Here is an 18509-nt window from a genome sequence, read left to right on the forward strand (position 1 = left end):
TCCACGGATCGGACACGAACCCTGGTGAGTCCCCTCACCTCACGTCGCCTTTATCCGGCACCGGCCGGATTGTCACCCGTTCGGCCGCTCCCCGGTGGGGAAGAGTCCCGGCTGCCCCGGCGCCGCGCCCCGAGTGGTCTGGACCGGCGAGGTCCGCAGCGGTGCGGCCTGCGTCGGCGCGGCCTGCACGGGCGGGGTCAGGCCGAGGTGCTGCCAGGCGGCGGCGGTGGCGATCCGCCCCCGGGGCGTACGGGCCAGCAGCCCCTCGCGGACCAGGAAGGGCTCGGCGACCTCCTCGACCGTCTCGGACTCCTCACCCACGGCGACCGCCAGGGTCGACAGGCCGACCGGGCCGCCGCCGAACAGCCGCAGCAGCGCGTCCAGCACCGCCCGGTCCAGCCGGTCCAGCCCGCGGGCGTCCACCTCGTAGACGTCCAGCGCCTGGGCGGCGATCTCCGTGGTGACCACGCCGTCGTGCCGGACCTGGGCGTAGTCCCGCACCCGGCGCAGCAGCCGGTTGGCGATGCGCGGGGTGCCCCGGGAGCGGCCGGCGATCTCGGCGGCGCCGGCCGGGTCGATCTCCACGTCCAGCAGGGCGGCCGAGCGGTGCACCACCCGCTGGAGCTCGGCCGGCGCGTAGAACTCCATGTGCCCGGTGAAGCCGAAGCGGTCGCGCAGCGGCGGCGGCAGCAGACCGGCCCGGGTGGTCGCGCCGACCAGGGTGAACGGCGGCAGCTCCAGCGGGATCGCGGTGGCGCCCGGCCCCTTGCCGACGATCACGTCGACCCGGAAGTCCTCCATCGCCATGTAGAGCATCTCCTCGGCGGGCCGGGACATCCGGTGGATCTCGTCGAGGAAGAGCACCTCGCCCTCGGTGAGCGAGGAGAGGATCGCGGCCAGGTCGCCGGCGTGCTGGATGGCCGGCCCGGAGGTGATCCGGATCGGGGCGCCCAGCTCGGCGGCGATGATCATCGACAGGGTCGTCTTGCCCAGGCCGGGCGGGCCGCTGAGCAGCACGTGGTCGGGCGCGGTGCCGCGCTTGCGGGCGGCCTGGAGCACCAGCGACAGCTGCTCGCGCACCCGCTCCTGGCCGATGAACTCGTCCAGCAGCTTGGGGCGCAGCGCCGCCTCGACCGCCTGGTCCTCGCCGTCGGCGGCGGCCGTCACCAGCCGGTCGGCCGGGTCGGGGTCGTACGGGCTCATGCCTCGCCCTCGCTTCGCTCACTCATCGACCCGGGCCCGGGAGCCGGGGTTCCGTATGTCGACAAATTGACAGGTAGTCAGATCGGTACGTCGTCAGCGCGCCCGGTTCAGCCCGCGCAGGGCCGAGCGCAGCAGCGCACCGACGTCCGGGGTGGACTGCGCCTCGGCCTCCGGGGTGACCGCGGCCACCGCCTCGTCCGCCTCGCGCGGCGCGTAACCGAGGCCGACCAGCGCCGAGTGCAGCTGCTCGCTCCACGGCGCGGGCCCGGAGACCAGCGGCTTCTGGGCCGGCACCGCGCCGCGCGGGGCGCCCAGCTTGTCCTTGTACTCCAGCAGCAGCTTGGCCGCCTTGGCCTTGCCGATGCCGGGGACGGCGATCAGCGCCTTCTCGTTCCCGGCGGCCACCGCCGCGCGCAGCTCGTCCGGGCTGTGCACGCCCAGCATCGCCTGCGCCAGCCGCGGGCCCACCCCCGGGGCCGCCTGCAGGATCTCGAAGACCGCCCGCTCGTCGTCGTCGGCGAAGCCGTAGAGGGTGAGCGAGTCCTCCCGCACCACCAGCGAGGTGGCGAGCCGGGCGCTCTCGCCGAGCCGCAGCCCGGCCGCGGTGGCCGGGGTGCACTGGACGGCCATGCCCACACCGCCGACCTCGACGACGACGGTGCCGCCGGAGATCACGGCCACCGGGCCCTGGACGAAGGCGATCATCGTACGACTCCTCGGGGAGCTCGGGCCGGGGCGGCCTTGGCGAGGGCGGCGGCGATCCGGTCGGTGGCACCGCCGCGCCAGATGTGGCAGATGGCCAGCGCCAGCGCGTCGGCGGCGTCGGCCGGCTTGGGCGGCGCGTCCAGCCGCAGCAGCCGCTGCACCATGGCCGTGACCTGGGCCTTGTCGGCCCGGCCGGAGCCGGTGACGGCCGCCTTGACCTCACTGGGGGTGTGCAGGGTGACCGGGATGCCGCGCCGGGTCGCGCAGAGCATGGCGACCGCGCTGGCCTGCGCGGTGCCCATCACCGTCCGGACGTTGTGCTGGGCGAAGACCCGCTCCACGGCGACCAGGTCGGGCCGGTGCTCGTCCAGCCACTCTTCTATGCCCTGCTCCACCAGCAGCAGCCGCTGCCCGATCTCCGCGTCCGCGGGGGTGCGCACCACGCCGACCCCGACCATCCTCAGCGGCCGGCCCGGCGCGCCGTCGACCACGCCGACACCGCACCTGGTCAGCCCAGGGTCCACGCCCAGTACCCGCACCTCGGCCACCCATCTGTGATTCGCCGCCCGCTCCCGGGGGCCCGGCCCCGGCGGCTCGCGGCGTGACCCGCCGGAACACCTGTACGCCCCGACCCGCGAAGGCTACCGCCCGGGTCCGACAACCCCTCCAACGACACCGGCCCGGTGGTCGCGGGACCACCGGGCCGGGAGGTGAGAACGATCACTCGGCGTCGAGCTGCGCCCCGACCTCGTCGCTGATGTCGAAGTTGGCGAAGACGTTCTGCACGTCGTCGCTGTCCTCCAGCGCGTCGATCAGCTTCAGGATCTTGCGGGCGCCGTCGACGTCCAGCTCGACCTGCATGCTCGGGAGGAAGTTCGCCTCGGCCGAGTCGTAGTCGACGCCGGCGTCCACCAGGGCGGTGCGGACGGCGACCATCTTGGAGGCCTCGGAGACGATCTCGAAGGAGTCGCCGAGGTCGTTGATCTCCTCGGGCTCCTGGTCCAGGACGACCTCGAAGAGCTTGTCCTCGTCCACGCCGTCGGCCTTGGGGACGATCACGACGCCCTTGCGGGTGAACAGGTAGGACACCGAGCCCGGGTCGGCCATCGAGCCGCCGTTGCGGGTCATCGCCACGCGCACGTCGGAGGCGGCGCGGTTGCGGTTGTCGGTGAGGCACTCGATGAGCACCGCGACGCCGTTCGGGCCGTAGCCCTCGTACATGATGGTCTGGTAGTCGGCGCCGCCTGCCTCCATACCGCCACCGCGCTTGACGGCGCGGTTGATGTTGTCGATCGGGACCGAGCTCTTCTTCGCCTTCTGGATGGCGTCGTACAGCGTCGGGTTGCCGGCCGGGTCGGGACCGCCGGTGCGCGCCGCCACCTCGATGTTCTTGATCATCTTGGCGAAGAGCTTGCCGCGCTTGGCGTCGATCACGGCCTTCTTGTGCTTGGTGGTAGCCCACTTAGAGTGGCCGGACATCGCCAGCTCCTTTACGTCGCCAATGGGAAATGAACAGATGAGATCTTACCGGTGCCGTCACCGGTGGATGGCACACGGTCAGCGCGCGGCGGCGAGGTGCTCCTCGACCATGGCGACGAAGTAGGCGTGCACCCGGTGGTCACCGGTCAGCTCGGGGTGGAAGGAGGTGGCCAGCAGGTTGCCCTGGCGCACCGCGACCACGCGGCTCTCCGGGCCGTCCGCCGCCGGGAGCTCCGCCAGCACCTGGACGCCCGCGCCCACCGCCTCGACCCAGGGGGCGCGGATGAACACACCGTGCACCGGGTCGCCGGCCAGACCCTCGAACGGGATCGCCGTCTCGAAGGACTCGTTCTGACGGCCGAAGGCGTTGCGGCGCACGGTCATGTCGATGCCGCCCACGGTCTCCTGGTCGTCCCGGCCGTCCAGGATCTTGTCCGCCAGCATGATCATGCCGGCGCAGGTGCCGTAGACCGGCATCCCGGCCGCCACCCGCTCGCGCAGCGGCTCCATCACGCCGAAGAGCAGGGCGAGCTTGGACATGGTGGTGGACTCCCCACCGGGGATGACCAGCGCGTCGACCTCGGCCAGCTCCTCCGCACGGCGGACCGGACGCGCGAGGGCGTCGGCCTCGGCCAGCGCGACCAGGTGCTCACGGACGTCGCCCTGCAGGGCGAGGACGCCGATGACGGGAGTGGACATGGTTGCTACCTCTTCAGACTTCTCGTACGGACGACGCGCAGCGGCCCGCCGCGCCGGAGGGGGCGCGGCGGGCCGGCGGGCGGGGATTACCAGCCGCGGTTGGCGTAGCGCTCCGCCTCGGGCAGGGTGTCGCAGTTGATGCCGACCATGGCCTCGCCCAGGTTGCGGGAGGCGTCGGCGATGATCTTCGGGTCGTCGAAGAAGGTGGTGGCCTTCACGATGGCGGCGGCACGCTTGGCCGGGTCGCCCGACTTGAAGATGCCGGAGCCGACGAAGACGCCCTCGGCGCCCAGCTGGCGCATCAGCGCGGCGTCGGCCGGGGTGGCCACACCACCGGCGGAGAACAGCACGACCGGCAGCTTGCCGAGCTCGGCGACCTCCTTGACGAGCTCGTACGGGGCGCGCAGCTCCTTGGCGGCGGCGTACAGCTCGTTGTTGTCGAAGCCGCGCAGCTTGGCGATCTCGTTCTTGATCTGGCGCAGGTGGCGGACCGCCTCGACGACGTTGCCGGTGCCGGCCTCGCCCTTGGAGCGGATCATGGCCGCGCCCTCGGCGATGCGGCGCAGGGCCTCGCCCAGGTTGGTGGCGCCGCAGACGAAGGGGGTGGTGAACGCCCACTTGTCGGAGTGGTTGACCTCGTCGGCCGGGGTCAGCACCTCGGACTCGTCGATGTAGTCAACACCGAGCGACTGCAGGACCTGGGCCTCGACGAAGTGGCCGATGCGCGACTTCGCCATGACCGGGATCGAGACCGCCTCGATGATCTCCTCGATCATGTTCGGGTCGGACATCCGGGCCACGCCGCCGTCCTTGCGGATGTCGGCCGGGACCCGCTCCAGCGCCATGACGGCCACAGCGCCGGCGTCCTCGGCGATCTTCGCCTGCTCGGCGTTGACCACATCCATGATCACACCGCCCTTGAGCTGCTCGGCCATGCCGCGCTTGACCCGGGCGGTACCGATCTGCGGCTGGTCTGCGGTGGTGGGGGTGGTGGACACGTGAGACCTCACTCGAAGATGAACCAGTGCTATCGCCCTATGTTAGGCGGAAGGAACGCCCTCTCCATGCGCCACCGAGTCCAGCCCGGCCGACGGGATACGACAAAGAGGCCGGAACCCGACCCTCGCGGCCGGCCCCGGAGCGCGCCCGCCGGGACGCGGAACACGAGTGACGGCGGGGACAGCCGGGGAGCGACGGACCCCGCCGCCCGCCCCTGCGGGAGCCGCTCCCGGGGCCGCTCAGGCCGGGGCGCCCTCGGGGGTCAGCGCCGGCGGCGGCGCGTCGTCCATCTCGAAGGCCAGCGGGAACGGCGCCTTGCCCGCCAGCCGGAAGTAGCGCACCAGCCGGTGCTCGCGCACCGCCCGCGCCGCCCGTACCGCGTCGTTGTGGAACCGCCGCGCCATCGGCACCCGCCGCACCGCCGCCGTGAGGTCGCGCACCACCTCCTCGCCGCCCGGCTGCGCGACCAGCGCCGCGACCTGCTCCGGCTCGGCGAACACCGCCCGCAGCGCCAGGCTCAGCTGGCTCTCCGCCACCTCGCGCCGCTCGTCGTCCGCCGCCCGCGCGGCGTGCGCGGCGTCCGCCAGCAACAGCGAGGCCGCCGGGTCCAGCAGCGAGGACGTGGCCAGCTCCATCGCCACCGAGGCCCGGCGGACCAGCTGCGCGTCCAGCGCCGCCCGCGAGGCGTCGATCCGGGCGTGCAGCCGGTCCAGCCGTCCGGCCGTCCAACTCAGGTACATGCCGAACAGCACCACGGCCACAGCGGCCCAGATCCAGGTAGTCACGGGGCGCAACGCTACCGGGTGGGCACACCCGGCCCGATCAGCCGCCCAGCGCCGTGCTGCGGTACGACTCCCGGTCGATGTCACGGATGTCGACCGCGAGGTGCAGCCGCTCCCCCGGCACCGGCGCGACCCGCTCCGCCAGCAGCGCCAGCACCGCCTCGCTCAGCGCCGCCTTCGCCTCGGGGGTGCGGCCCGGGAAGATCCGGAACTCCACCAGCACCTGGGAGGCCGGCGCCTCGTCCTCGCCCACCACGAACTCGGCGTCGACCGGGCGGAACACCGTCTTGCAGCCCTCGGGCGTCGCGGCGATCGTCTTCACGGCCAGGCGGTTGATCTCCCGGCCGAGCTCCCGGCGGTCGAGGGAGCCGGCCAGGCCCGGCGAGTACTCCACGGAGATCTGCGGCATCGGATGCCTCCAGTGATCGGGATCAGCGGTCCGGGCGACCATAGCCCGCCCGCGCCCGCCGCGGCCGGCCGCGTCCCTCCCGGGGCCGGATCCCGGCCGGTTTCCCCGGCCGGGATCCGGCCGGCGGGGGCGCGCTCAGTCCCGGGCCAGCCCGAAGCGGCCCCGCCGGCCGCTGCGCTCCTCGTCCTCGACCACCGCCGCCGCACCCGCCGCGACCGTCTCGTACACCGCCAGGATGTCCGCGCCGACCGTCGACCAGTCGAAACGCCGCACGTGCCGGGAGGCCGCCTTGCGCAGCTCCTCCAGCCGGGCCGGGTCCCCCAGCAGCCGCAGCGCCGTACGGGCCAGCGCGTCCGCGTCCTCCACCGGGAACAGCTCACCGGCGTCCCCGCCGTCCAGCACCTGCTTGAACGCGTCCAGGTCGCTGGCCAGCACCGGCGCACCCGCCGACATCGCCTCGACCAGGATGATCCCGAAGCTCTCGCCGCCGGTGTTCGGCGCCACGTAGAGGTCCACGCTGCGCAGCAGCCGCGCCTTGTCCCGGTCCGAGACCATGCCCAGGAACTCCACCTGCTTGCGGACCTCCGGCGCCAGCCCCGCGACCGCCTCCTCCTCGTCGCCCTTGCCGGCCACCAGCAGCCGCACCCCGGGCCGCTCCGCCAGGATCCGCGGCAGCGCCGCCAGCAGCGTCGGCAGGCCCTTGCGCGGCTCGTTGATCCGCCCGATGAAGCCGATCGTGCCCGGCTCGCCGTGCGCCGCCCCGCCCACCCAGCGCGGATCCGGCTCGGCCTGCGCGAAGAACCCGACGTCCACCCCGTTCGGGATCACCACCGCGTCCCCGCCCAGGTGCTCCACCAGGGTCCGCCGGGCGTACTCGCTCACCGCGATCCGCGCCCGCATCTTCTCCAGGCCCGGCTGCAGGATCGGCGAGGCCGCGATCATCGCCCGCGACCGCGGGTTGGAGGTGTGGAACGTCCCCACCATCGGCCCCGAGGCCGACCAGGCGGCCAGCATCGACAGGCTCGGCGAGGCCGGCTCGTGGACGTGCAGGATGTCGAAGCGTCCCTCGTTCAGCCAGCGCCGCACCCGCGCCGCCGACAGGATCCCGAAGCTCAGCCGGGCCACCGAGCCGTTGTACGGCACCGCCACGGCCCGCCCCGCCGACACCACGTACGGCGGCAGCGCCTCGTCGTCCTCGGCCGGCGCCAGCACCGACACCTCGTGACCCAGGCCGATCAGGTGCTCGGCGAGGTCCCGGATGTGGAACTGCACCCCGCCGGGCACGTCCCAGTCGTACGGGCAGACGATGCCGATCTTCACAGGTCCTCGCGTTCGTCGGGGCCCGCTCAGGGCCCGGTGGTCTCCGCGGCCGCCTCGGCCGCGCTCGCCGGACGCCGTACCGGCTCCGGCCCGGTCAGCGGCTCCCCGGCCGCCCCCGCCGCCGCGCGGGCGGGCAGATCGGCCAGCCAGAGCCGCTGCAACATGTGCCAGTCCTCGGAGTGCTCGCGGATCCCCGCCGCCCACACGTCCGCCATCCCCTGCACCATCGCCGCCGTCCGCTCGGCCCGGTCCCCCTCGGCCGGCGGGACGACCTCCGGATGGATCATCGCCCGCATCACCGGGCCGTCGTACCAGATCGTCACCGGCAGCAGCGCCGCCCCCGTACGCAGGCACAGCGCCGCCGGACCGGCCGGCATCCGGGTCTCCTCGCCGAAGAACGACACCCCCACGCCGGCCTCCGAGAGGTCGCGGTCCCCCACCAGGCAGACCAGCCTCCCCTCGCGCAGCCGGCGGGCCAGCGTACCGACCACCGACGCGCCGCCGCCGGTCAGCGCCAGCACCTCCATGCCGAGGCTCTCCCGGTACGCCACGAAGCGCTCGAACAGCCGCTCCGGCTTGAGGCGCTCCGCGACCGTGGTGAACGGATAGCCCTCCAGGGCCACCCACGCGCCCGCCAGGTCCCAGTTGCCCATGTGCGGCAGCGCTATCACCGCGCCCCGGCCCGACTCCATCGCCTCGCGCAGCCGCTCGAAGCCCTCCACCTGCACGTCCCGGGCGATCCGCTCCCGGCTCCAGGTCTGCAGCCGGAACGACTCCATCCAGTACCGCAGGTAGGACCGCATCCCGGCCCGCGACAGCTCCCGCAGCCGCGCCGCGTCCGCCTCCGGGTGCACCCGGCGCAGGTTCGCCTCCAGCTGCGCCACCCGCGGGCCGCGCCGGCGCCACGCGTGGTCCGCCAGCCGGTCGAACAGGCCCTTCGCCGCCGGCTCCGGCAGGTGCTTCAGCGCCGCCCAGCCCAGCGCGTACGCCGAGTACACCAGTCGGTCCTTCACCGCGAGCCCACCCCTCAGTTCCCGGCCGCCAGCCGGTCCGCCTCGAAAGCCTCCCGGCGCACGGTCAGCACCCGCTGGAACACCGTCACCAGCGAACCCGCCGCCACCAGCCACAGCGCCACCGGCAGCAGCCACTCCACGTACGGCACGCCGAACGTGGCCAGACCCGCGACACCGGCCGCCACCAGGCAGATCACCAGTCGCTCGGCCCGCTCCACCAGCCCCGACACGTCGCACGGCAGCCCCTGGCTCTCCGCCCGCGCCTTGGTGTACGACACCACCAGCCCGCTCGCCAGGCAGAACACCGCCACCGCGCACAGCAGGTTGTTGTCACCCGTGCCCGCGTACCAGAGCGCCAGCCCGCCGAAGATCGCCGCGTCCGCCACCCGGTCCAGCGTCGAGTCCAGGAACGCGCCCCACTTGGTGCTGCGCCCCAGCTGACGGGCCATGTTCCCGTCCACCAGGTCCGAGAAGATGAACAGCGTGATGGTGATGGTGCCCCAGAAGAACTCCCCCCGGGGGAAGAACACCAGCGCGCCCGTCACCGACCCGGCGGTACCGATCAGCGTGACCGTGTCCGGGCTCACACCCAGCCGGATCAGGAAAGCGGCGAACGGGGTCAGAACACGTGTGAAGAAGGCACGCGCGTATTTGTTGAGCATGGCCTTCCCGACCGCTCCGATCTCCCTGGTACCCGCCTGCGGCCGGTTTCGGAGCAGACGGCCGAATGGATCAGCCCATCCGGCGGACCCATCGTATCCACGCCGACGACACGCCCCGCCGCACCGCACCGCCCACCGGGTATTCGGTCCAACTGCCCATGACCGAAAGCGCATCGACGCACACGAACGGTGACGACGACCGTCTACGACACGCGCCCCGACCGGCAGCCCTCCTAGAATTTCCAGCACAGCCCGGGCGCCGCCACGCAGCCCCGGCGCAACGGGAGGAGACCTCCGATGCCCGACCGCAGCACGGTACGCGCGGGGCAGGCGCCCACCGTCGCCGGCCCCCGCCAACTGCGCAACGTCGTCCTGATCGGCTGCAGCGGCGTGGGCAAGACCACCCTTGCCGAATCCCTCGCCCTCACCGCCGGCGCCATCGGCCGCGCCGGACGGGTCACCGACGGCAACACCGTCTCCGACCACGAGGACATCGAGCACCACCAGCAGCGCTCCGTCCAGCTCTCCCTGCTCCCCCTCGAATGGAAGGGCGTCAAGGTCAACCTCCTCGACCCGCCCGGCCACCCCGACTTCACCGCCGACCTGCGCGCCGCCCTGCACGCCGCCGACGCCGCCGTCTTCGTGGTCTCCGCCACCGACCCGGTCACCGCCCCCACCCGCGCCCTGTGGCGCGAGTGCGCCGCCGAGGACATCCCCCGCGCCATCGCCGTCGCCAAGCTCGACCTCGCCCGCGACAGCTACGACGACATCCTCACCACCTGCCACGACGCCTTCGGCCTCGGCCCCGACACCCTGCGCCCCCTCCACTACCCCGCCCACCACGACGGCCGCCCCACCGGCACCGTCGACCTCCTCACCGGGCGCACCCACGGCACCGACTCCGGCCACCACCCCGACCCGGCCGACCTCCCCGACACCGCCCCCGCCCGCGAGAGCCTCGTCGAGGCGATCTCCGGCCAGGACGACACCCTCATGGAGCGCTACCTCGCCGGCGAGACCCTCGACACCGAGGCCCTCGAAGCCGGCCTGCGCCGCGAGGTCCTCGCCTGCACCCTCCACCCCGCCGTCCCCACCACCGACGCCGGCCTCGGCACCACCGAACTCCTCGACCTCATCACCACCGCGTTCCCCGACCCCACCGAACGCACCCGCCCCGCCCCCGCGTGCGACCCCGACGCCCCCCTCGCCGCCCAGGTCGTCCGCGTCACCGGCGACGCCTACGTCGGCCGCGTCGCCCTCCTGCGCGTCTACGCCGGCACCCTGCGCCCCGACACCCACATCCACCTCGACGGCCCCGGCCACGACGGCGAACAGCCCACCGACGAGCGCGTCACCGGCCTCACCAGCCCCTTCGGCAAGACCCAGCGCCCCGTCCCGCACGCCCCCGCCGGCGACCTCGTCTGCGCCGCCAAACTCACCACCGCCCGCGCCGGCGACACCGTCCACGAACCCGGCCGGCCCGCCGACCTCGAGGGCTGGACCGTCCCCGAGGCCCTGCTCCCCATCGCCGTCGAGGCCCACAGCAAGGCCGACGACGACAAGCTCTCCCAGGCCCTCACCCGCCTCAGCGCCGAGGACCCGGCCCTACGCCTCGAACAGAACCCCGACACCCACCAGCTCGTCCTCTGGTGCACCGGCGAGGCCCACGCCGAGGTCGTCCTCGACCGCCTGCGCACCCGCCACGGCGTCCACGTCGACACCGTCGAGCACCGGGTCGCCCTGCGCGAGACCTTCGGCACCGCCGCCGCCGGCCACGGCCGCCTGGTCAAACAGTCCGGCGGCCACGGCCAGTACGCCATCTGCGACCTGGAGGTCGAACCCCTGCCCGCCGGCTCCGGCTTCGAGTTCCGCGAACACGTCGTCGGCGGCGCCGTCCCCAAGCACTTCATCCCCTCCGTCGAGAAGGGCGTCCGCGCCCAGCTCGCCAAGGGCGTCTCCACCGGCCACCCGCTCGTCGACATCCGGGTCACCCTCACCGACGGCAAGGCGCACTCCGTCGACTCCTCCGACGCCTCCTTCCAGAACGCCGCCGCCCTCGCCCTGCGCGACGCCGCCGAGCACGCCGTCATCCGCCTGCTCGAACCCGTCGCCGCCGTCGGCGTCCTGCTCCCCGACGACTACCTCGGGGCCGTTCTCGGCGACCTCTCCGCCCGCCGCGGCCGCGTCCTCGGCACCGAGACCGGCGGACCCGGCCTCACCCTGCTGCGCGCCGAGGTCCCCGAACTCGAACTCGCCCGCTACCCCGTCGACCTGCGCGCCCTCACCCACGGCACCGCCGAGTTCACCCGCGCCCACCTGCGCCACGAACCGATGCCACCGGCCCTCGCCGCCAAGTACACCGACTGAGCCCCCGACCCCCCGGCGGTCCCCCGGCGGCCCCTCAGCGCCGCGGCAACGCGCACGCCGCCGTGCCACCCGGCAGCCGGTGCCGGTTGCGCGCCACCCAGCGGTACACCACCGCCGCCGGCGGCCGCACCGGCGCCAGCGCCAGCACCCCGCCCAGGTACGCCCACACCCCGCCCGAACGCATCAGCAACCGCGCCACCGCCTGCGCCCCGCCGTACACCCGGCCGGCCGGCGTCACCCAGAGCACCTCGCGCTCCGCACGCTCCCAGGACACCTCCCCGCGCCCCCCTGCACGCCCGTCCAACTCCGCCAGATCCGCGAACTGGAACGGCACCGCCTCCCAGCCCCCCGACGCCAGCGTCTGCCGCAGGTACCGCTCCGCCCAGGTCGCGCACGTCGTGCAGAACGCGCAGTCACCGTCGAAGACCAGCACCGGATCCCTCACCACAACACTCTCCATGCCGTCATCGTGCCCCACCCCGCACCCTCCGGGACCGCCGGGGCGCGTCGGACCCCCGGAAGCTGGGCATCATCCCCCACAGCGCCGGCGCGGCCGGAACGTGACGGCCGTTCAGAGGATCACCCCCGCAGGGGTGTCGCGGCACGGTAACCTGCCGCTGACAAGGGGAGGAGGGGACGCCACCATGACCACACTCGACATGACCCCGGGTGCGCAGATACCCCGGACCGACGCCGGCCCGCAGACCGCCGTCACCCAGGCGCTCTCCTCGGTCGCCTACCGCGACGGCGAGGTCGGCGGGTTCGTCAAGGCCGTCACCGCCGCCACCGAGAAGAAGGGCCGCTTCGCCCTCTTCCGCCCCAACCTCGGCGAGGCCTTCAGCCGCGCCGTCGTCGCCCGCACCCTCGGCGCCGGCCGCAAGCCCGTCGTGCCCTCCTTCGGCATCGACACCCGCCAGATCGTCGAGCACTGCCTCGCCGCCGAGGACCTCCGCGCCGTCCGCGACCGCAGGCTCACCGGCGTCACCGTCGCCACCGGCGTCCTCTTCCTCCCCGGCACCCTCCTGTGGCTCGGCGCCTTCCAGCTCCGCGCCTGGCTCAAGCGGGACAACCCCAAGAACGCGGCCGTCTACGGCGGCCTCGTCCTCGCCGCCGCCGTCGCCCTCGCGGTGCTCTTCGCCCTGCGCCCGCCCGTCCACGGCATCCTCGGCCTCTACACGCGCGTGGTGATGCTCGCCCCGATCATCGGCTGGTACCTCGCCAGGGTCATCGTCGTACGCTCCGCCGAGGACCTCCGCGCCCGCTGGCTCTCCCTCGTCGAGGGCAGCGCCGTCGCCGCGACCGTCCCCAAGGCCGTCCCCCGCGACGACCTCGACAAGAAGGCCGCCGACCTGCGCGCCAAACTCGGCCGCCTGGAGGGCGAGCAGGAGACCAACATCCAGCACAACGCCGGCCCCAAGGGCATCCTCGGCGCCGGCCGCTGCTGGGGCCGCTGGAAATCGGCCGACGTGCTGCGCCCCGCCGAGGGCCACCTCGACTTCCGTGCCTTCCACCCCTCCGACCTGCTCCGCAAGATCGCCGGTCACCTCAAGGGCCTCGGCATCAGCGTCGTCGCCAACAGCGGCATGCCCAACCTCTCCGTGAAGCAGTGGGTGATCATGGAGGTCGGCGAGGGCGCCGACGAGATCGGCCGCCCCGACAACGCCGACATGGACGGCGACCGGATGCGCGACTTCGCCGTCCAGGCCATCGCCGACAAGCAGACCTTCGGCGGCGGCCCCCGGCAGGCCCTCGCCACCCAGTTCATCACCCACGACGGCAAGCTGATCCTCACCTTCACCGTCACCGTCGTCCTGCTCGCCGACACCATGAACGTCACCGTCGCCGGCTACGCCCTCGGCCCGGTCAACGGCGTCTTCTTCGACAAGCCCAAGGACAAGGAGAAGACGGTCCAGAAGACCGGCAAGTTCTGGGAGGAGCGCACCGTCAAGCTCCCCCTGATCGACAACGACGAGGTGGTCCGCCAGGCCGTCCGCGCCCCCTTCACCCGCGCCCCCGGCCTGCTCGCCTGGCTCGGCGGCGGCCTCGGCCTGCCCGAGCCCTTCGGCCTTCGACACTCCTGGGCCGCGCCGCCCTGGGGCACCAAGACCATGGCCGACAACGCCCTCGACGCCTCCGTCCCGGTGCTCAGCGCGGTCCACACCGCCATCGTGGAGTTCATGGAGGAGCACGACCTGGACACCGGCCGCTTCAAGAACCGCGCCTCGATGATCAAGTCCGAGGCGCAGGGCGTGCGCCCGTTCAAGGCGGACTCCTACGACGCGGTCTGACCCCGCCGCCCCGGACACGCGGAAGGGCCCGCCGGAGAGATCTCCGGCGGGCCCTTCCCTGTGTGCGTTCAGTCCTGCGGCCAGGCCTCCGCGAGCATCTTGCGGGTGTCCGCCAGCAGTTGCGGCAGCACCTTGGTGTGGCCCACCACCGGCATGAAGTTGGTGTCCCCACCCCAGCGCGGCACCACGTGCTGGTGCAGGTGCGCCGCGATCCCGGCACCCGCCGCCGCACCCTGGTTCATCCCGATGTTGAACCCGTGCGCGCCCGAGGCGGCGCGCAGCGCGGTCATCGCCTTCTTGGTGAACTGCGCCAGCTCGTCCGTCTCCGGCCCGTCCAGCTCGGTGTAGTCGGCGACATGGCGGTACGGGACCACCATCAGGTGCCCGCCGTTGTACGGGTACAGGTTGAGCACCGCGAACACGGCCGCGCCACGGGCGACGACCAGACCGTCCTCGTCACTCAGCGACGGGATCGAGCAGAACGGACAACCGTCGTCCGGAGCCGGGCCGGTGGGCTTGTTCTCGCCCTGGATGTAGGCCATCCGATGGGGGGTCCAGAGGCGGCGGAAGCCGTCCGGCTCGCCGACGCCCCGTTGCAGTTCCGGCTCAGTCGTCATGCTGATCAGCATATTCGCCCGGCGGAGCGTGCGAAGCGGTGCGGGGCAGACTCCTCACAGGAGGAGCCTGCCCCGCCGCTTGCACGCCCTACGACGTCACACCTGGATGCGGCGCTCCACGGCGTCCACGATCTCGCGCACGGCCTCGGCGACCGGCACGCCGTTCTTCTGCTCGCCGTTGCGGTAGCGGAAGGAGACCGCGCCGGCCTCGACGTCGTCGTTGCCCGCGATCAGCATGAACGGGACCTTGGTCTTCTGCGCGTTGCGGATCTTCTTCTGCATCCGGTCGTCCGAGGTGTCCACGTCGGCCCGGATCCCGTGCTTCTTGAGCTCGGCCGCGACCTCCAGCAGGTACGGCACGTGCTCGTCGGTGATCGGGATGCCGGTCACGGTGACCGGGGCCAGCCACGGCGGCATGGCACCGGCGTAGTGCTCCAGCAGCACCGCGAAGAAGCGCTCGATCGAGCCGAACAGCGCGCGGTGGATCATGACCGGGCGCTGGCGCGAGCCGTCCGCCGCCGTGTACTCGAGGTCGAAACGCTCGGGCAGGTTGAAGTCCAGCTGGATGGTCGACATCTGCCAGGTGCGGCCGATGGCGTCCCGCGCCTGCACCGAGATCTTCGGGCCGTAGAAGGCCGCGCCGCCCGGGTCCGGGACCAGCGGGAGGCCCTGCTTCTCGGCCACCTTGGCGAGGACGGCGGTGGCCTCCTCCCAGGTGTCGTCCGAACCGACGTACTTCTCCGGGTCCTTGGTGGACAGCTCCAGGTAGAAGTCGGTCAGGCCGTAGTCGCGCAGCAGGCCCAGCACGAAGGTCAGCGTCGAGTCGAGCTCGTCCGCCATCTGCTCGCGGGTGCAGTAGATGTGCGCGTCGTCCTGCGTGAAGCCGCGGGCCCGGGTGAGGCCGTGCACGACGCCGGACTTCTCGTACCGGTAGACCGTCCCGAACTCGAAGAGGCGCAGCGGCAGTTCACGGTACGAGCGGCCGCGCGCGTCGAAGATCAGGTTGTGCATCGGGCAGTTCATCGGCTTGAGGTAGTAGTCGATGCCCTCGTCCAGCTGCATGGGCGGGTACATGCCGTCGGCGTACCAGTCCAGGTGGCCGCTCTTCTCGAAGAGCTTCCCCTTGGTGGCGTGCGGGGTGTAGACGAACTCGTAGCCCTCCTGCTCGTGCCGCTTGCGCGAGTAGTCCTCCATGGCACGGCGGATGATGCCGCCGCGGGGGTGGAAGACGGCGAGGCCGGAGCCGATCTCCTCGGGGACGGAGAAGAGGTCGAGCTCGGTGCCGAGCTTGCGGTGGTCGCGCTTGGCGGCCTCCTCCAGGAACTCCAGGTGCGCCTTGAGCTCGTCCTTGGACGGCCAGGCGGTCCCGTAGAGCCGCTGCAGCATCGGGTTCTTCTCGCTGCCGCGCCAGTACGCGGCGGCCGAGCGCATGATCTTGAACGCCGGGATGTGCCGGGTGGACGGCAGGTGCGGGCCGCGGCAGAGGTCGCCCCAGCACTGCTCGCCGGTCTTGGCGTCCAGGTTGTCGTAGATGGTCAGCTCGCCGGCGCCGACCTCGACGTCGGCGCCCTCGCCGGCGGTGGCGGCGGAGCCCTTGAGACCGATCAGTTCGAGCTTGTACGGCTCGGCGGCCAGCTCCTCGCGGGCGGCCTCGTCGGTGACCACGCGGCGGGAGAACTTCTGCCCGCGCTTGATGATCTCCTGCATCTTCTTCTCGATGGCCTTGAGGTCATCGGGGTGGAAGGGCTTCTCGACGTCGAAGTCGTAGTAGAAGCCGTTCTGGACCGGCGGGCCGATGCCGAGCTTGGCCTCCGGGAACAGCTGCTGCACGGCCTGGGCCATGACGTGCGCGGTGGAGTGGCGCAGGATGTCGAGGCCGTCCTGGCTGCCGATCGCGACCGGCTCGACCTCCTCGCCCTCCTGGAGGGCGTAGGAGAGGTCCTTGAGCTGGCCGCCGACGCGGGCGGCGATGATCGAGCGGTCGTCGGCGAAGAGCTCGGCGGCCGTGGTGCCCGTGGTCACCACGCGCTCTTCCCGATCGGGTTCGCGGTTGATGATTACCCGGACGTCCGTCACCGGTCTCTCCTGACGTGCTGGATTCATAGGACGCAGCACAGCGCTGCGCGTGACGATGGTACCGAGACCGGCGGGCCCATCGCTTACACACCCTCTCGCACGCCGTCCGGCTCAGTTCCCGTCGCTCCCCTCCCCCAGGGTCTTCAGCAGCCGCTCGCGCTCGGACTCCTCCAGTCCGCAGGGTTCCAGGCCGTGCGGATGGGCGAGCCGGCGGAACCCGCCGCGGCGTTCCAGGCGTCCGCTGACCCGGACCGGGGTGCCCGCCAGGTGGGCCTCGGCGGCGATCCGGTAGGCGGGGTCGGCGAGGCGCGCCCTGACCTCCGCCACCTCGGCGCCGCCGAGCACGCGCAGCCGTACGGTGCCGCTGCCGGTGGGGTCGGCGCGCTTGAGGCGGACGACGAGGCCGGTGACGGTGACGGCGACCGCGGGCTCGATGCGTTCGAGGAGGTCGGCGGCCTCCTCCAGGGCGGGCAGGTCGCCCGGGGAGAACTCCAGGGCGACCCGCCGGTCGCCGAAGCCGCCGGGGGTGCCGGCGGAGGCCGACCAGGCGACGGTGAGGCGGGCGGCGGTGGCGCCGCGGACGAGTTCCTGGACGGAGTCGACCAGTTCCCGGCTGAGGCCGGCCTGGACGGCGTTCTCGAAGACGTCCGGCGGTCCGCCGGCCCGGCGGTAGTCGACGGCGTCGCGCAGGGCCTCCAGGGCGCGGACGAGGGTGGTGACGGCGGCGCGGCCCTCGGGGGCGGGGGTGTAGGCGGTGAGGGCGGCGCCGTTCTCGACGACCAGGACGCGTTCCAGGAAGTCACCGGCCCAGGCGTCGAGGCGGGCCCCGAAGTAGGCGGCGCGGGTGCGGCCGGCCTTGGCCCCGGCGGCGAGCATGGCGCGGGCGGCGCGGTGCAGCCGTTCGGCGCCCTCCCAGGGCAGGGCGGCGGCGGGGCCGGGCAGGTCGCGGCGCCACTGGAGTTCGTCGCCGGGCACGGCGAGGGCGAGCAGGATGGAGCGGGCGGAGGGGCTGCGGGAGCGGGAGAGGGCGGTGACGGCGTCGGTGAGCAGTTCGACGGCGTCGTCGAAGCCGTCCCCGGCGGGGACGAGCAGGCTGGTGCCGGGGTCGCTGTCGTCCGGGGGCGTCCAGCGCCCGTAGCGGGCGGCCGGTCCGCCGCGGCGGACCCAGCCGTGCCGGGCGAGCAGGGTGGTGAGGACGGCCGGGTCGACGGCCGCCGGATCGGGCAGCGCGCGGGCGCCGCCGTCCTGTGTCCCGTGTGACGCCGTCATGCCGCTCCTTCTCTCCGGGGGCGCGGGCGTCACGGGCGCTCGCCCGCGCCGACCCGGGCCATGATGTCGCGCAGTGCGCGGTCGTCGAAGACCTTGGCGGTGGGCACCCGGACGTTGGTCCGCTGCCGCCCGGTGACCGGGTGGCCGGCCAGGTTGACCCAGTAGCAGCAGTGCCGCAGTTCCAGGGCGTCCGGGCGGGCGAGCAGCCAGTCGTCGACCCGGCGCGGCAGCAGCATGACCACCAGGATCCGGGGGACGGCGACGCGCTCGCGGGCGAGCTTGCGCAGGTGCGCGTTGTCCAGGGTGAAGCTGAAGTGGGGCCCGGCGGGGGCGGGGGCGACCTGCTGGGTGGCCTTCAGCTGGATCTTGACGGTGACCTCGTCGTCCACCAGGTGGGTCCGGGAGCCGTGGCTGACCTGCCAGTCGATGCCGTTGTCCGGGAACGGCTGGGAGAGCGAGCAGCCGGCCGCCGCGGCGACCGCGTGCAGGTAGCCGACCTGGAGGGTCTCCATGCAGGCCGTGACCGCGAGGTCGCCCCGCGGGGCGAAGCGCGCCGCGTCCGGCTGCGGCTGTGCCACCGTCATCCGACGCCGCCTCCCCCGGCCCTCTCCCGCCCCTGCC

Annotated in this window: 18 protein-coding genes; 2 read left to right on the forward strand and 16 right to left on the reverse strand. The window is 73.1% G+C overall.

The annotated features are described in order from the left end of the window. Positions 1 to 72: 72 nt before the first annotated feature. The 11 genes from ruvB to pgsA form a co-directional block, all read right to left on the reverse strand. Positions 73 to 1203, reverse strand: a complete 1131-nt coding sequence (gene ruvB, locus ACWEQL_RS11205) for a Holliday junction branch migration DNA helicase RuvB (protein ID WP_452149944.1) — start codon at positions 1201 to 1203, stop codon at positions 73 to 75. 93 nt (positions 1204 to 1296) lie between these two features. Further along, complete coding sequence (ruvA, locus tag ACWEQL_RS11210) at positions 1297 to 1908, reverse strand: Holliday junction branch migration protein RuvA (RefSeq protein WP_452149945.1); 612 nt, start codon at positions 1906 to 1908, stop codon at positions 1297 to 1299. After that, the gene (gene ruvC, locus ACWEQL_RS11215) at positions 1905 to 2447 is read right to left on the reverse strand and encodes a crossover junction endodeoxyribonuclease RuvC (protein WP_452149970.1); all 543 of its coding nucleotides are present in this window, start codon (positions 2445 to 2447) and stop codon (positions 1905 to 1907) included. The genes ruvA and ruvC overlap by 4 nt, the downstream gene beginning before the upstream one ends. 181 nt (positions 2448 to 2628) lie before the next feature. Beyond that, positions 2629 to 3387, reverse strand: coding sequence for a YebC/PmpR family DNA-binding transcriptional regulator (locus ACWEQL_RS11220; RefSeq protein WP_452149946.1), 759 nt, complete (start codon positions 3385 to 3387; stop codon positions 2629 to 2631). A gap of 78 nt (positions 3388 to 3465) precedes the next feature. Next, positions 3466 to 4086: a pyridoxal 5'-phosphate synthase glutaminase subunit PdxT gene (pdxT, locus tag ACWEQL_RS11225; protein ID WP_452149947.1), complete on the reverse strand. Its 621-nt coding sequence runs from the start codon at positions 4084 to 4086 to the stop codon at positions 3466 to 3468. An 86-nt stretch (positions 4087 to 4172) separates the two neighbouring features. Continuing rightward, positions 4173 to 5084 carry a pyridoxal 5'-phosphate synthase lyase subunit PdxS gene (gene pdxS, locus ACWEQL_RS11230; RefSeq protein ID WP_452149948.1) on the reverse strand — a complete coding sequence of 304 codons (912 nt, stop codon included), beginning with the start codon at positions 5082 to 5084 and terminating at the stop codon, positions 4173 to 4175. 240 nt (positions 5085 to 5324) lie between these two features. After that, complete coding sequence (locus tag ACWEQL_RS11235; protein WP_452149971.1) at positions 5325 to 5825, reverse strand: hypothetical protein; 501 nt, start codon at positions 5823 to 5825, stop codon at positions 5325 to 5327. A gap of 82 nt (positions 5826 to 5907) precedes the next feature. Then, entirely contained in the window at positions 5908 to 6276 is a 369-nt protein-coding gene (locus tag ACWEQL_RS11240; protein ID WP_452149949.1) for a 5-carboxymethyl-2-hydroxymuconate Delta-isomerase, read from the reverse strand. Between the two features lie 135 nt (positions 6277 to 6411). Continuing rightward, a complete protein-coding gene (locus ACWEQL_RS11245; protein ID WP_452149950.1) occupies positions 6412 to 7596 on the reverse strand; it encodes a glycosyltransferase family 4 protein in 1185 nt (394 codons plus the stop codon). 26 nt (positions 7597 to 7622) lie between these two features. Continuing rightward, positions 7623 to 8609: a phosphatidylinositol mannoside acyltransferase gene (locus ACWEQL_RS11250; protein ID WP_452149951.1), complete on the reverse strand. Its 987-nt coding sequence runs from the start codon at positions 8607 to 8609 to the stop codon at positions 7623 to 7625. A gap of 14 nt (positions 8610 to 8623) precedes the next feature. Further along, on the reverse strand, positions 8624 to 9271 hold the full coding sequence (pgsA, locus tag ACWEQL_RS11255; RefSeq protein ID WP_452149952.1) for a phosphatidylinositol phosphate synthase: 648 nt from the start codon (positions 9269 to 9271) through the stop codon (positions 8624 to 8626). Positions 9272 to 9568: 297 nt separating this feature from the next. Between pgsA and ACWEQL_RS11260 the strand changes: the two genes are divergently transcribed. Beyond that, on the forward strand, positions 9569 to 11638 hold the full coding sequence (locus ACWEQL_RS11260) for an elongation factor G-like protein EF-G2 (RefSeq protein WP_452149953.1): 2070 nt from the start codon (positions 9569 to 9571) through the stop codon (positions 11636 to 11638). A 34-nt stretch (positions 11639 to 11672) separates the two neighbouring features. On the opposite strand, the gene ACWEQL_RS11265 is transcribed toward ACWEQL_RS11260, so the two are convergent. Beyond that, complete coding sequence (locus tag ACWEQL_RS11265) at positions 11673 to 12098, reverse strand: thiol-disulfide oxidoreductase DCC family protein (protein ID WP_452149954.1); 426 nt, start codon at positions 12096 to 12098, stop codon at positions 11673 to 11675. 184 nt (positions 12099 to 12282) lie between these two features. Here ACWEQL_RS11265 and ACWEQL_RS11270 point away from each other — a divergent pair, with 184 nt between their 5' ends. Beyond that, positions 12283 to 13926 carry a hypothetical protein gene (locus ACWEQL_RS11270; RefSeq protein ID WP_452149955.1) on the forward strand — a complete coding sequence of 548 codons (1644 nt, stop codon included), beginning with the start codon at positions 12283 to 12285 and terminating at the stop codon, positions 13924 to 13926. Positions 13927 to 13994: 68 nt separating this feature from the next. On the opposite strand, the gene ACWEQL_RS11275 is transcribed toward ACWEQL_RS11270, so the two are convergent. The 4 genes from ACWEQL_RS11275 to ACWEQL_RS11290 form a co-directional block, all read right to left on the reverse strand. After that, a complete protein-coding gene (locus tag ACWEQL_RS11275; protein WP_452149956.1) occupies positions 13995 to 14555 on the reverse strand; it encodes an HIT family protein in 561 nt (186 codons plus the stop codon). Between the two features lie 84 nt (positions 14556 to 14639). Then, a complete protein-coding gene (gene thrS / locus ACWEQL_RS11280; RefSeq protein ID WP_452149957.1) occupies positions 14640 to 16619 on the reverse strand; it encodes a threonine--tRNA ligase in 1980 nt (659 codons plus the stop codon). Between the two features lie 111 nt (positions 16620 to 16730). Further along, positions 16731 to 17888 carry a hypothetical protein gene (locus tag ACWEQL_RS11285; protein ID WP_452149958.1) on the reverse strand — a complete coding sequence of 386 codons (1158 nt, stop codon included), beginning with the start codon at positions 17886 to 17888 and terminating at the stop codon, positions 16731 to 16733. A 29-nt stretch (positions 17889 to 17917) separates the two neighbouring features. Then, positions 17918 to 18472 (reverse strand): DUF4365 domain-containing protein, encoded by a 555-nt coding sequence (locus tag ACWEQL_RS11290; RefSeq protein ID WP_452149959.1) that lies wholly within the window; start codon positions 18470 to 18472, stop codon positions 17918 to 17920. Positions 18473 to 18509 lie beyond the last annotated feature (37 nt).

This window comes from Kitasatospora sp. NPDC004240 (assembly GCF_053603215.1).